This window comes from Phycisphaerae bacterium, assembly GCA_035384605.1.
Lineage (GTDB): Bacteria > Planctomycetota > Phycisphaerae > UBA1845 > PWPN01 > JAUCQB01.
Genome location: DAOOIV010000129.1, coordinates 1 through 14133, shown reverse-complemented (window position 1 = coordinate 14133; position 14133 = coordinate 1). Strand labels below are relative to the sequence as shown.

The following is a 14133-nucleotide window of genomic DNA, read 5'->3' as shown; positions in this document are numbered from 1 at the left end:
TAGAGGAACCAGTATCGCTTCGGCCCGCCGGGCGCCTGCGGTTCTTCGCAGGCCAACAGGCCGCCGATGCCGCCCGCGCCGTGGATCGTCCCGCTGAGGTCGAGGCCCCAAGTGTATTTGCGGGTGGTCGCGTTCGAGTTGAGTCCGTCCAAGACCATCACTACGTTCCAGCCGTCGTACACGAAATGCCACTGCTCGTCCGGGTCGTTCTCCTGCGGCCAGCCATCGTCGTAAATGAACACCTCTTTCCGGACCCGCCGGCCCATGTAATCATACACGAACTTGACCTTCTTGTCGCCGTCGTCTGGGCTGATCGGGACGACCTCGATCAGGCGGTTCTCGGCGTCCCACTTGTATTCACGCAGGCCGTCCGTACCCGGACAGGTCGGCGAGGTCTTGCCGTCACGAAGCAGGTTGCCGTCCTCGTCGTAACAGAAGTACTCCTGCGGGTCCGGCGACGGCGGCTGGATCCAGTCGTACGCATTGACGTCATTGGCCCCGTAGGTGGTGGCCGATGCCGTGCCCTCGGTCGATTCCAGCCGGTTGCCGATCTGGTCGTATCCGTACAGCCGTTTCTCGGCCAGAACCTCAGCCTGCGGGTCCGGCGTCGGGTCGTACTCGCCCGTGTACCGCCGGGAAGACGTCAGTTCGCTCTTGGGGTTGTAGCCCCAGGCGTTGAAGGCCGTCGCGGCAAACGCCGTCCCCGAGTTTTCGACGGATGTCCGCCTGCCGAGGTCATCGTTGGTGTAGCCGTACTTCGACACCTGGGTCGTGCCGACCTTGTTTTCCACCCATTCGATCAGGTCGCGGTTTGACTCGTAGTCCCGCTGGGTGCGGGCCAGGGTGGTGTCGGCGTCCGACTTGTACGAGGTGTACTCCAGCAGATCGCTGTTGGCCAGGCGGGCGTACTCGACGCCGTAGCCCGGCGTGCTCGGGTCGACGTATCCAGGCAAGCCCGGACCGGTGATCCGTTTGAACCGGCCGGTGCCGGTCAATTGACTGCCGGTGCCCGCCTTGTCGTAGTGGTAGGCTACGCCGTACTCGGTCCCAGTGCGGACGCCCCTGAATGCCATTAAATACTACTCCAAGACTACTATAGACACCCTCAATAAACGAACCTGTCCCGTTATCTTATTTTGCGTCAGATTCCCGTCGTCGTAAATAGGTGACTGTCCCTATTTATCCCTATTTATCCGTCCCGTTTTCTTATCCCGCGTGTCAAAAAACGAACCTGTCCCGTTTTCTTATCCATATTCCCTCATATTCCCTCATATTCGACTGTCCCTCATATTCGTCCCTCATATTCCTAGCGAGGTTGGGATGTCAGGGTGACTACGTCGCCTCCCTGCTCCTGCTCTGGGGCCGACGACGGGGCCGAGGTGGTTGCCGGTTGACTGGTCGCGGGTCGGCTAGTTGCCGGCCAAGTAGTGGGTGGCGCAGCGAATTCGGCTGCCCTCCTCGCAAACTGGTAGGTCCGACCGTCGGCGTCTTTCGATTCCTCGGTGCCAGGATACTCAGTCATGATCCGCTGGTTCGTCGCGATGCTCTTTCGCAGCCATTCTCTCGCTTCTTCGCCTCGCGACAGATAGGACAAGTTGTATTCACAGGCCCTGATCCACTGGAGGAATGACGCTCGGATCGAGCCTTTCACCGCTAGCCGATCCCTCAACAGGAGGTCCACGCCGGGCAACGTTCGATCGACTGACACCTCGCCCTTAGGCAGAGTCTCCAGCATAAGCTGGTACTGCGCCTCATAAAGTGCCCTGCGCCGTGCGTCTGGGGTTCCCTGTGGGGGCAAAGAAACATAGAGAAGCGGTGACTCGACGTGAGAGGCGAGGGCACCCTGCCACGAAGCGCCGTGCCGGTGCCGGAGTTCTCGCAGGGCCGGGAGTACCGAGGCGGCCAGTTCCGAACTCTGACCATGCACCAGGCTTCCGACCCATAGGATCGCCGTCAGCCCTGCCGAGGTCTCCGGGAACACCTTGTTCACTTCAACGAACTGCTCAATTGCCACAAGTCGCGAGTGCAAAACACGCTGCATCTCGCTAGGGGTCAGTTCGCGGTTGGGCCCAGCCCGTTCATTCATCTCAGCGGATGTCTTTACATATGCCTGGTAGAAATCCACCGCCTTCTGGAGTCTGTCGTTGGCTTCTCCAGAGGCTTCAACTCGCTGAGCCACTACGAGAGTTAGCTTGCCGCTCACCTCGTAAGGTCTCGCGGGGTCGATCCAGACTCCAGAGGTGGGCTCTGCAGGCATTTTAGGGTCGGCGCCGATTCCGGGGCCGGACACCCCGAGGACACATAGGATTCCCAGGACACGGCTCATCTGGATCGCCTTTCGTCTTCTCATAAGGGCGCCTACCATTGACTCTGCGGAATCATCTTGATCTCTGGTCGCGCAGGGTTGGTTGCGATATCCCAGTAGTAGTATACACCATTTCCCGGCCCTCCGCTCAAATCTATCGCGGCGGCGTTCCATACGCGGCCTGGTCCTCCCTGTTCATCCGGGCTCGCCCTTACGTGGAGTTTGTCAGGATCCATGTCTGCGTTCGCATTCAGCCATGCTGTCGCAAAGGACTCACCGCCGAGCCGGGTACAGAAATGACCAACGATTTGAGCCGTGTAGTTGTTCGGCCCAGGATAGACATTGTCAGACGGCGCTTTCCAGTTGTACCCTGCAATGTGCGTTGGACCGGTCTGAGCCCATAGGATTCCATCGTCCTCACAGGCAGAACAATCCCGGTTGGGATCGTTGATATTGATCATGGAACAGCCCGCGATGATGACATGCTTCACGTCCGGGCTCCACTTGGCGTCCGCCGCCGCTAAACCATTTTGCGCGTCCGCGGCAAGCAGTCGCCCAACCCCGTCGCCGGTGTAACGCCGATTGAATCCGTGCCCGGAGTAGTAGAACCAGTCGGCCTGGTTTTGGAGCTGGCCCGGCACGTTGGCGAACCCAGTTGCATTCAGCGCTGTGGCCCGCACCTTACAGTAGACCACTCCTGCGGAAGCGAGAAACTGTTTGTTGATTACCGATTCCGGGGGCCACAGCGTCTCGTTGCCCGGGCCTCGTGCCTTCCCCCGTTGAGCAGATGCCAGACCGCAGCCATCAAAGGCATCCGAATCTGCCCGATTGGACGAGGGATTGTTCGGATAGTCCCCCGACTCAGGGGGTGTCTCGTCGAATGGCGGGTCAGCAGACGAGTCAGCACTTGCCTGCTCAGGGACGGCATCCTCACCATCGGCAGTCCAACCTTGGCTCAGCATGTCCACCCAGGGAACGGAGACACGCAGTTCCTTGCCGGCGTCAACAAGCGCATCGGCGTCCTTGAGGCTCAGCGGCTGCCAGCTCTGATTGTCGAAGGTTATCTCAACGGTTATGTCAGATTTCTGCTGAACCGCCTGATCCAACTTGACACGTATGCGCAGTTTTTGGTCCTTCAACACGACGTCACCGAATGGCGAGATGTCACTGTCAGTCCAGCCATCGGTGTAAGGCTTCATCAAATGCACGCGGGGAGGCGGACCGTTCGCCCGCTTCGTCTCCGTACCCCCGTCGCAGCCGACGGAAAGAGTGGAGAGTGCTGCTGCGAGCAGGAGCAAGACACCCGACGGGGCTACGCCAAACCGGACTACTCTGACCGCGAGACGAAACACCGGGATACATCTCATCGCATTCACCATCACTTGACCACGCGTACTTTACCAGGGAACGGCGCGTATACCGCAATACGATCCGAGTAGACTCCCTCGAGCGACCGGTTGTCCACGAAGATGATACGCCTCCGACCTGCGCCTGTGTTCAAATAGGTGTAGAGCGTACTCTGTAGTGTCCCAGGCGGTTCAAGTCGCAGGGTCAGGGCCTCGCTGCCCTGTTCGAAACCGAAGACGCTGAACGACTTGATGGCCACCTCCGTCGTCGCGTCCGGGAGCTGATCGCTTTTCACGTTGATTCCATTGACCGGCACCAGCACCCGAGCGTCGTGAAGGTATGTTGCGGGGGCATTGGTAACATCCTCGCCTGTTTCCGCGTGCAGGATGTCAGTTTCCGACGTTTCCAAGAACGTTGAGCCATCGAGAACTCCGATGGCGGCGCTCGGTGTGACACTGAAGGCGAGGCCGTGGATGCGGCACTTGATGGAGGCCGTCTCGATCGCAATGTCGCCGCGAAGCACGCCGGGAGCCCGGAAGATCACGCCCAGGTTGAACAGAAAGCAGATATCGCTGGAGGTGTCTTCGCCGAGGATGATCGACACTCGATCCGGATAGGCAGAGTCGAAATGCGCCTGATGCTCGCTGGTGAACTCACATGTCTTGCAGTAGCCGGTCGGCTCGAAGGTCCCTCGGAATGAAATCGCCTCGGAACCGTCGAAAATGCCCAGCCCGGTCGGCGACGCCTCGAAATCGATGCGCGTGCCGACGGGACCAGAGCCCGGGCTGGCTGTCAACGCGATCACCGTGACCTGGACGGTATCCAGATGGACGTAGCCGGCCGGGCCGTCGCCGTCGGGGTCCAGCATGAAGGTGATCTTCGCGTCGCCAAGGGCCTGTGAGGCCTGGACGCCCTCGATGTAGAAGGTCATTTCGTGGCTGGCCGGAGGGTTGCCGGGATCCGGCTGGAGGTTAGGGTCCCATGGCATGAGCGTTTTCAGGTCTGTGTAGAGGCCGGGTTCTATCCAGTCACCCTGGCCGGTCGTCAGGGCACTGCGCCGGTCGCGAGGCTCGTCTCCAGGCTTCTTCCACAGCCGAATCCTCCCGATGCTCCACACGTTGGGGTCCGGGCTGTCTGCTGAGTAGTCGATCAGCACCCACGCCTGGTTGGGGTCCAGGTTGATGCTCGTCGGTGCGATCTTGACCTTGAGCATGACGAAGTCGTCTTCCTCGTACGTCACGTCATCACCCAGAAAGATAGGATTCTCGTCCTTATTATACCCATCGTCGTAGTCCAGGATGCCGTCCTGGTCGTCGTCGTCGTCGTTAACCAGGACAAACCGCCCCGGCTCACCGGCCCGCAGATCGGCGCGGATCAAGAGGGCGTCCTTTAGCAGATTGCACGAATAAGATGCTCCGGTCGTGGGAATAACCCTCCGTCGGGGAGGAGTTATAGGCTCCCTCGGGCGGCAGACTGCCTTTCTGCTGATTGCCGCGGATCTCTGAGGGCGATTGTCCTGCCTGGCAAGCGGAATCAGTCGCCCGGTGCAGTTGTCGAGGCAGTCTGTCGCAGGAGTCTGTCGGCCTTGGCTGACCACTTCGGATCAGCTTTCATTTGCTGCAGAAACGTCTGCCAGCGAGGTGACCGGGATACTGCCGATCGCACTTGCTGTTCAGCGCTGGAACGCATCCAACCCTGAAGCTCGTCGAGCGCTGTCGATATTTCGTCCACTGCCGTTTCGGTGGGCTCAACCTCCAGCAAGAACGCAAGGCTTGCCCAGAGTATGCCCTCGTCACCGCTCTTGCTCGCCGTCGACAGGCAAGCGGCTACCACTGGAACCGAGTCCCTGCTTCTGAAGGAGCGAACCACTTGCAGAAGATTCGCCTTCATTTCGGGAGAAGATGCCCTGGTTACGGCCTCTTCCCACGCTGGAAGGTATTTCGGATCCAGCGGTGGCCGTTGTCTCGGATCGCCGCACGCAAACACAAGCTCGAGGGTTTGCCCCGGCTCCACGTGGTACTGGCGCTTCAATTCCGCGATGCGGGTGTCCAGGTCGGCGTAAATCTGATTCAGAGACGGCATGTCCCCATCCGGGAGCGAGTTGATTCGTTGGCGTATCCGCAGAGCCTCCGTACGGAGATCTTCGTAGAGTTTGCCGTTTCTCTCGATGGCAGCCCGTACCTGCGGCGCTAACAGCTCTGGGTCGTCTATCGGCTTGAGTGCAATGCTTGGTCTTCGCTTTCCGCTCGCCAATGGTCCGTAAATCCGCCCTGTAGGATTCTCGACTGGTGTCAGAAAAGGCTCCACCTTCTGAAACTCCTCGGGGTGCTCAATTCTCCGGCAGAGAACCTGTGCGACTCGCCGTTCCAGTTTCGTATGTGTTTCGGAACTGGCGATTGCCCGCAGATCGGGGAGCATTGACTTGCTCAACCCCGCTATTAGCTTGTCGAAGTCCGGCCAAGCGTTGGGCCTGTCTGCCACAGCTTTGCCTGTGGGCGCCTGGCAACAGATCGCCACCGCTTGGTGTACAACCTCTTCCGCGCTCGAATTGGCCCATGCGATGCGGAGCCCTCCGGCTAGAAGAGCCACTGCCATCCAGAACGACTGATTGCCAAACCTCGGAATCGATTTCATGGCTGATGCTCCCACCAATTGAACGAGAACAACGTTCTGACCTCGCCACTTGCGCAATGGACCTCGCCTTCAAGCCTATGATATCCATCCCAGTCATCAGCGAAGTGCGTCATGCCGCTGCCCATAATAGCGGTAGTTGCTGCCTCAAACACATCCACCGCTCCGGATCTGGCCCCAAACTGCTGTGGGTACACGATGAGCGAGCCGGTTGCTGCCAGCCCGTTCGCCAATCCCGGCGTGAACGCCGCGTTGTGGCGGGCGGCCAACGTGCCGCTCGGACCAAAGAAGATCGTAGGAAGAGCAATGAAGTCATCATCGCTGTCCCCCGAGAGTGAATCGTCCGCGGTGGTGGTGTCGTGGAGCAAGTACCCGCTGCCCATGGAAGTCTGGATTTGAGCGCGGACCCCCTCGATCCTGCCTTGAGCGGCCGTATTCAGAGACCAGAGGTCAGTGTCATGCAGAACTTCATAGACCGCCATTGCGGCCGGGAAATCAATTTCGCTCGTTCCATCATAGCCTGTCCAGTTCTTTGAGTTGGTAACGATAAGGTAACGAGTGCCGGAGCCTGGCTCTGTAAACCAGCCACTGGGTTGGTGGGCGAGATGCGCGCTCCCGAAGGTGAGGCCGTAGATACCCGTAGCAGACGCGATCTGTGATGTGGTGTTGAATACCTGCGCCACACTGATCCACCCGATTCCTTGACCGGAAACGTGCCCGACCTGCCCCGCTCCCGTTCCGCTAAAGAGACGCACCCACTCCCAGCCTGAACCCCTGAAGTCGCGTCCGCTCGCGGAAGCTTCGCCGCCGGCCATGCCCTGTACCGAGAAAGCCGACGCCGTCACTGTGTCGGTAATGGGCACGTTGCCCGCCGTTCCCAGCGCGTTGTTGATGACGATCAGCGCGTCGGAACCGTCGGCGTATGGCGTGACCCCCATGCCGGCCGCGGCAATCGTCGACTGAAGAGCGTCTCTGACGTCCGCCGCGGTGCCGGCACTGACAATATCGACTTGCACGTGACCGGTATCGACGCCGTCACCAGCCTTATCGAATTCGAATACCTTGGTCGTGGTGCCGTCGGAGAGGGTCACAGTCTCGCCATCCGAGATGTCTCCGGAAGCGACGCACTGGACCCGCCCATGCGCCGCTCCGTCGAAGAGCCACACCATCGACGTGGTCGTTATCGCGTTCGACGCCGTTCCGCTGGCCTGTGCCCCGGTCGCGAACACGGCCGCATCCTCACTCGGAGCGGCGATGCCGCGGGCAGAATCGCCCGTCGTCAGGAGCTGATGGGCGTAGTCCGGGCTGGCCATCACGATCTTATATCCGCGGGCCCCGCCGGGAACCGCACACATGATCTCGTCGATGTGACCGACGGCCAGCCAACTGGTATCGGCGACGATCGGCTCCTGAATGGCCGTGGAGCCGGCGATACGTTGAGCTTGGAGGAAACTTCTTAGTCGGGTACTCATCGTGTTCCCCACGATGATGCGCCCCAGCGGCCAATCGTCCGAGTAGGGGATGATTTCGAGGTTGCCGCCGAAATCGCCAGAGTCGGCCCCGTCATGGGTACAGGTATTCCTGAAACGGTATACCCCCCGTTGGGGGCCCAGCAAGCTGCTGGCGGGCCAGCCTGGCTGCCCTCGATAATACGGCATCCGCATGGTCACGTGCATCTGCAATCCGGGAATCGAGGTCATCCCAACCTGAACATGATCCTGGAGCCACTGCCCACCGCCGGACGAAACGCGATGCGCCAGAGCACCAAGCGCCGTCGCGATTGGATTAGCCTCCGTCCAGGTGTGGAGCCAGACCTCCTGACAAGCCTGCGTGTTCGGCAGGAGCAGGTACGGAGCCACGGCCAGCTGGACAGTGTCGACCTTGAGGATCTTGGCGGGGTTGATCGTGGTCGCACCTGTGGTCAGTTGGACCACCAACTCGACTTTGACCCGGCCGTCAAACTCGTAGGACGGAGACCTCGTCTTGTGCCCCCGCAGGAACAGGGCCTCGATACCCAAGTCTACATCTAGCGTCGGATTCACCAGGGCCGTGATATCCAAGGATGCGTCTCCCGAAGCACTGCTCTGAGCGGTCCAGCCAGGCCAGTCCGCACCGCTACTTGTCTTGAGAACGTGTTTGCCTTCGGCGCGTTCCTCAAAGATATGGACCGCCTTGAGATCGTCGGCATCCATGCGGAGGAAGAATTGAAGCCCGGTGGTGGCAAAACCCGGAGCCCGGACGACAAGATGCCCGATGTCCGGCACGTCTCCGGGCTCGATATCCGTGTTCTCGTCAATGGGCTGGCCTTCGTTGTTGAAGCTGACCGCGTCAGGGTGACCGTTCGCGTCATCGTCGTCGTAGTTGGTCATGAACAGTGCACCCCTGTCACGGGTGATCTCGTCTTTGCGCGATTCATCAAGCAAGTGATTGACGGTGCCATCACGATCGGTGTCAACATCCAGACCCACGCGAATAACCGTCACCTGCACGGTATCCCGATGCACGAGTCTGTAGGACTTCGGCCCATCCTCGTCCGGATCGATCCACAAGCTTGCCTCGATTTCAACTGGGCCGCTCGATGGGACCTCCAGGCCCTGCATGTACCAGGTCTGGGGCAAAGCATGATCCGTCCACGGTATTTCAGCGACATCTCCGCCCCATACATGGAAACCGCTTTTGTTCTTGTTCTGCCAGATGTCGATGTTCGCAGGCACGTTCAGCAACCACTTGACGTAGTCAGGGTTGTGGGGTGTGAAATCCGGAGCTGTGAATTTGATTTCTACAAGATCGTCCTCGTCCTGAATCGGCCCGACTTCTAACACGGAATTGTCTAGCTTGCCGTTCTTGTTGTCGTCGTCGTCATTGACCAGAACGTACCGCCCCGGCTCACCGTTCTTCTCCTCGATCCGATCCTCGGTCATCGGGTCGGCCGCATCCGGCCCATAGGGGGCGTTGGTGTTGGTGTTATCGCTGTCCACGTCGACGTCGATCTGGACGACTGTGAAATTGACCCAGTCCTCGTACAGCTTGTGGCCGTCGTGCCAGAATTCCAGGAGCATCTGTGCTTCGCCAGGCAAGATGCCCTCCACGTACAGGGCCCATCCATAAATCGGGCCCTGGCTGTGGAGGTAGTTCGCAGCCAGATCGTAGTTCTCGTCGATCAGCTTCCAGCACACGTTCTCGCCCGTCGCCGGACAGGCGGCGTCACAGCTTCCCCAACGGATGGCATACACCCGCAGATGGTCGCGGCCACCCTTCAAGTAGAGGTCACACTCTCCGTAGAAACTGTCGCCCCCGGGCACGAGCGACACATAGACTGGTTCGAGATCGTTGGTAGGAACGACAGCGTACTGACCGGCAGGACAGGGCTTCTTTGAGGCCTGCGGGGTCTCGAAGTCTTCCAGATCGTCCTCCTCGTCGAAATTGTCGTTCATGCCCACGTAAAGCCCCGACAGATCCGACCGGTCCTCAATGATCTCGTCCGCCCCGTTGTAGAAACCGTCATTGTTCGAGTCCGCACCCAGATTCGGTCTGACCACCGTCACCTGCGCGGTATCCGCATGGACGCAGCCGGCCGGTCCTGGGCCATCGGGGTCGATCCGGAAGGTGATGTCCGTGTCGCCGAGCGACCCCGAGGCGTTGACACCTTCGATGTAGAAAGTCATCTCGTGGCTGGCCGGAGGGTTGCCGGGATCCGGCTGGAGGTTAGGGTCCCATGGCATGAGCGTTTTCAGGTCTGTGTAGAGGCCGGGTTCTATCCAGTCACCCTGGCCGGTCGTCAGGGCACTGCGCCGGTCGCGAGGCTCGTCTCCAGGCTTCTTCCACAGCCGAATCCTCCCGATGCTCCACACGTTGGGGTCCGGGCTGTCTGCTGAGTAGTCGATCAGCACCCACGCCTGGTTGGGGTCCAGGTTGATGCTCGTCGGTGCGATCTTGACCTTGAGCATGACGAAGTCGTCTTCCTCGTACGTCACGTCATCACCCAGAAAGATAGGATTCTCGTCCTTATTATACCCATCGTCGTAGTCCAGGATGCCGTCCTGGTCGTCGTCGTCGTCGTTAACCAGGACAAACCGCCCCGGCTCACCGGCCTTCTGTTCGATCCGGTCTTCAACGTTGGCGGCCGGGGGCGTTGCCGGGGGGGCGTCCGGGCCGAAGGGGGCCGTGGTGTTGGTATTATCGCTATCCACGTCGACGTCGATTTTGACCGCAGAAAGCCGGATCTTGTCGATTCGCCTCCGGCTGTCGTCGTTGTCGATCTTGCCCTCGAGCTGGATGGTGACCGTTCCGGGCTTGAGCCCTTCTGCGTAGAACGAGGAATCCGTTCCGTAGCCGGGAATGATGTTCTGCCCGAGCAGCAGTTGCTCGTACTGGCTGTTGTGCCACACCCAAAGCCGCACGATTTCGCCGGGAGACACGGTCATCTTGGCGGATACCCTCTCCTCAAATGAGTCACCGCACATGACGTCGTAAGTGCCACTCCAATATGCCTCATACACAGTCGCGGTGCCCATGGTCCAGCACATTTGGGCCAAATCATTCAGTGCGGGTTGTGAAGTGTTGTCGAGAATGCTCACGTCCTCGGCGTCCTCCGTTTCCTTGCCCTCGTCGAAATCGTCGTTGACACCGATGTAGAAGATCGCAGGGTCGCCGGGTTGACACGGGTAGTCATCCGGGTGCTCGCATCGTTCCAGGTCGTTCCCGCTGGAGCACCCGCAGGGGCTTCCGGGGTGGCATGTGGGGTCGAGGGTATATGGGCCGCGAAGATCGAGGTCTGCGACGGCGAAGTACCGCGATGCAGTGGTATAGGGGTTGTATGGCGAAGCTTCCAGACGCGCCAATTGGAACCTGGGCCGCATCGGTTGGACGTAGAAATCATGGCTGCCAGGCAGGGCGAGCCATCCCTTCGAGGGATCACTCGGCAACGGCATGCTGTAGCCCGCACAGCTTTGGTACGACGGCAAGGTCGGCTGGATGATCTCCTGAGGATACTCCAATGGGCAGGCGATGTCGTTCTCCACAAATCTCGAGTCGTAGAAAAGCTCCAGTTGGTAGCAGACGGCTGGGGCTGCGCTCGATCCGACGACATGGACGCGCACGACATCACCGAGCCAGGTCAGGTCCGGCCAGACACAGATATCGACGTACCGATAGGTGCCCCAGTAGGAACACGGACAGCAGGAGTGGTGATTGGGGATACATCGCTCTTCGACCGGATCACAGTCTGCGCACTCGCCACAGAAGTAACCGAAACAGGGGCCGCACGCGGCGGCCTGGTCGGGCGACTGCCAGCAGGCAAGTAGTGCGATCAGCACATAGGGAAGAACATGCGCTCTGCGTGAGCCGGCGTCACGGCCGAGTGATCCGACGGTGGAAGCATGCGTGTACACGGTTCGTTCCTCTCACGACTGCCTTTGTGGTCCTGCACGTCTAACGTTTTCCGGAGGTGCCCGACAGGCCTCCGGTCGCTTCGGCGGCTACTGCTCCGGCTTGCCTTGCATGATCGCCGCGCCCTGCTCGGCCAGCTTCTTGACGCTGGCCGGAACGTGTGTGGTATAGAGCTCGATCACGCTCTCGTGTCGCCCGTCGGGCCAGCGGGAGCGGATCTGATCGAGGTACTGCTGCGCCAGATCGGGCCGACCCAGATTTGCCAGGGCATAGCCGTAGGCATGGCCCAGTGAGGTAGCGCAGAGTCGCTCGACGTTCTTGTCCGTCGTTCCCGCGTAGTCGTCTGCCAGGTTGACCATTTGCCGGATCGCTTCTTCTGCCTGGCGGTTCCAGGAGAAGGCCCAGGCTCGCACGTGCCGGGCCAGTGCGTGTTGGTACTCGGGAGCGTCCGGATCGAGGGCCGCCATCAGACGGTCGGCGGCCTCGATGGAAAGGCTCTTGCGCCCCGTCAAGATGGCGATTCTCCCGAAGCCCCTGACCGGCGACCCCACGGCGTCATGCACCAGGGTCGGGTTCGTCGGCCGTGTCTTGAGGACTTCCAGGCAGTACTGGAGCAGAGCTTCCGCGTCTTCCTGCGTCTGGATAGCTCGCATGGTCGCGCCGATGTAATCCAGGGTGACGCGCTCGGCCTCCAGCGGATCGGAGGTCAACTGGAGCATGAGCCGGTATGCTTGCGCGGCTTGCCGATACTTCTTGAGACCCTCACAGGCCTGCGCGACTTGTTTCAGGGCCGCCGGTTTCCTCTTGTTGTCCGGGAACCCGTCGAACAGTCGAGTCAACTCGGCGGCGGCCACCTCGTCCTGGCCGGTGACATACTTAACGATCACCAGCGCCGATTGGGAGAAGACGGCCTCCTTGCGGTCGCCGAAGTTGTCCACCACGTACCGATAGATGCCCTCGGCCAGCTCGTTCTGCTTGGCCACATGGTAGTCCCAAGCGATCTCGTTCATGCGGCGGATGAAATCGGCTTGAGCCGAGTAGCTGGTTGCGAGTTGATTGACCATGCGTTGTGCCGTGTCGTAGTCCGCCAGGGCAATGCTCGAGCGGGCCAGGCCGGTCATCAGGTCACAGGTCCGGGCACTGCCGGGGCAGTAGCTCAAGGCATGCTGGTACAACTCGCAGGCCCGAGCGTGGCTATCGCTGGCTCGGTGCTCATCCGCCAGGACGCACAGCGCGTCGGCCAGCGCGTGCTCGCTGTCGCGGCACGCGTAGGCGGCAAGCAGTTGGTCCTCGGCCAGCCCGGCCGCCAGCCTGTCGTTCATCGCCCGGTAGGCCTGAATGATGCGCTGGCGGGCCTGGATGGCCCGGCGTTCAGTGTTCCATGAGGGAGTATTCGTCTGGTACATCTGCTCGGCCGTTTGCAGATAGCCCAAGGCTGTGGCGTATGCCTCGCGGCTCTGTTGCTCTCGAGCCCGGGCGAAGATGGCTGCTCCGATCCCGGCGGTCAGCTCAGCCAGATCGTCCGAGGGGGGAAGGGTGTTCTGCAGTTCCTGAAAGAGACTGTCGACCGCAGGGTTGCCGCTGCGGGCGTAGAGCAGTGCCAATTCCTTCTTGATCTCCAAGGTGGCCGATGAATCGGGCCAGCGGCCGACGTGGTACTCAAAAAGCCGGATGGCCTTCTTGGTTTTCCCGGACTTGGACAGAACGCGGGCGGTCTCAAGTACCGTCGCGGCCAAGTCCGGATGGTCCGGGCCTTGGGCGATGAGGATATCGCACTCGGTCACCGCTTGGTCCCACTCCTTGAGGGCCAGTTTGATCGACACCAGTCTGGCCTGAGAGGTCCAAGCCTCAGCCGTCCCAGGATAGGAGGAGATGATTGCACGGTAGATGCTCTCAGCTTGGGCGTAGTCCGCGTTGTTCTCAGCCGCCACAGCCAGAGCCAACGGTTCACCCGGCACAGGCGGCGGCAGGGGCTCGTCGGCATGTACGCGAACATCGGCGGGCCCCCAATGGATCAACAGGAAAACCGCCAGACAAAACAAACCAGCCGCTGCTGTCAGAAGGATAAGGCGTTTCATGCGCAGACCTCCCATGCATCCGCTGCCATGAAGGAAAGGAGGCTGCGGATCGCAGATTGATTGTAGGCAGGAGTAGGAGTAAGAGTAGGAGTAGGAGTAGGAGTAGGAGTAGGAGTAGGAGTAGGAGTAGGAGTAGGTTCCTGCGCCTACGATCTACTCGTCCTTCCAGCTACTCGAGACTTCGCCCAAATAATACACCAAGGCTGTTCATCTGTCAATGGACTTTTTCGGAAATTTTGATGCAATCCGGCTGAAACCGCCTGGACAACCTCGGTCGAGCGCCTATGACTGTCAAGAACCTTTCTTCTTTGCCCTTTCAAAGATCTTCTTGGTTCCCGCAGACATCTCCTTGAGGTGCTTGGGATTTCCGCTCACGATGGTGGG

Annotated in this window: 7 protein-coding genes; all 7 read right to left on the bottom strand. The window is 60.2% G+C overall.

Annotated features, from left to right (window positions below; all coding sequences use genetic code 11):
- A partial coding sequence (locus tag PLL20_19205; GenBank protein HPD32126.1) for a hypothetical protein occupies positions 1 to 1073 on the bottom strand: 1073 nt, incomplete at its 3' end.
- A 233-nt stretch (positions 1074 to 1306) separates the two neighbouring features.
- Positions 1307 to 2350: a hypothetical protein gene (locus tag PLL20_19200; GenBank protein ID HPD32125.1), complete on the bottom strand. Its 1044-nt coding sequence runs from the start codon at positions 2348 to 2350 to the stop codon at positions 1307 to 1309.
- An 8-nt stretch (positions 2351 to 2358) separates the two neighbouring features.
- A complete protein-coding gene (locus PLL20_19195) occupies positions 2359 to 3672 on the bottom strand; it encodes a hypothetical protein (protein ID HPD32124.1) in 1314 nt (437 codons plus the stop codon).
- Positions 3673 to 3683: 11 nt separating this feature from the next.
- Positions 3684 to 5030 (bottom strand): hypothetical protein, encoded by a 1347-nt coding sequence (locus tag PLL20_19190; protein HPD32123.1) that lies wholly within the window; start codon positions 5028 to 5030, stop codon positions 3684 to 3686.
- A 155-nt stretch (positions 5031 to 5185) separates the two neighbouring features.
- Entirely contained in the window at positions 5186 to 6286 is a 1101-nt protein-coding gene (locus PLL20_19185; GenBank protein HPD32122.1) for a hypothetical protein, read from the bottom strand.
- On the bottom strand, positions 6283 to 11673 hold the full coding sequence (locus tag PLL20_19180) for a protein-arginine deiminase family protein (GenBank protein ID HPD32121.1): 5391 nt from the start codon (positions 11671 to 11673) through the stop codon (positions 6283 to 6285). Before PLL20_19180 ends, PLL20_19185 begins: the two co-directional genes overlap by 4 nt.
- Before the next feature lie 87 nt (positions 11674 to 11760).
- Complete coding sequence (locus PLL20_19175) at positions 11761 to 13749, bottom strand: hypothetical protein (GenBank protein ID HPD32120.1); 1989 nt, start codon at positions 13747 to 13749, stop codon at positions 11761 to 11763.
- Positions 13750 to 14133 lie beyond the last annotated feature (384 nt).

Bases quoted from the DNA above. Each gene is read 5' to 3' on its own strand.
- PLL20_19200 (HPD32125.1), bottom strand. From the start codon at position 2,350: ATGAGAAGACGAAAGGCGATCCAGATGAGCCGTGTCCTGGGAATCCTA.
- PLL20_19195 (HPD32124.1), bottom strand. From the start codon at position 3,672: ATGAGATGTATCCCGGTGTTTCGTCTCGCGGTCAGAGTAGTCCGGTTT.
- PLL20_19185 (HPD32122.1), bottom strand. From the start codon at position 6,286: ATGAAATCGATTCCGAGGTTTGGCAATCAGTCGTTCTGGATGGCAGTG.
- PLL20_19175 (HPD32120.1), bottom strand. From the start codon at position 13,749: ATGAAACGCCTTATCCTTCTGACAGCAGCGGCTGGTTTGTTTTGTCTG.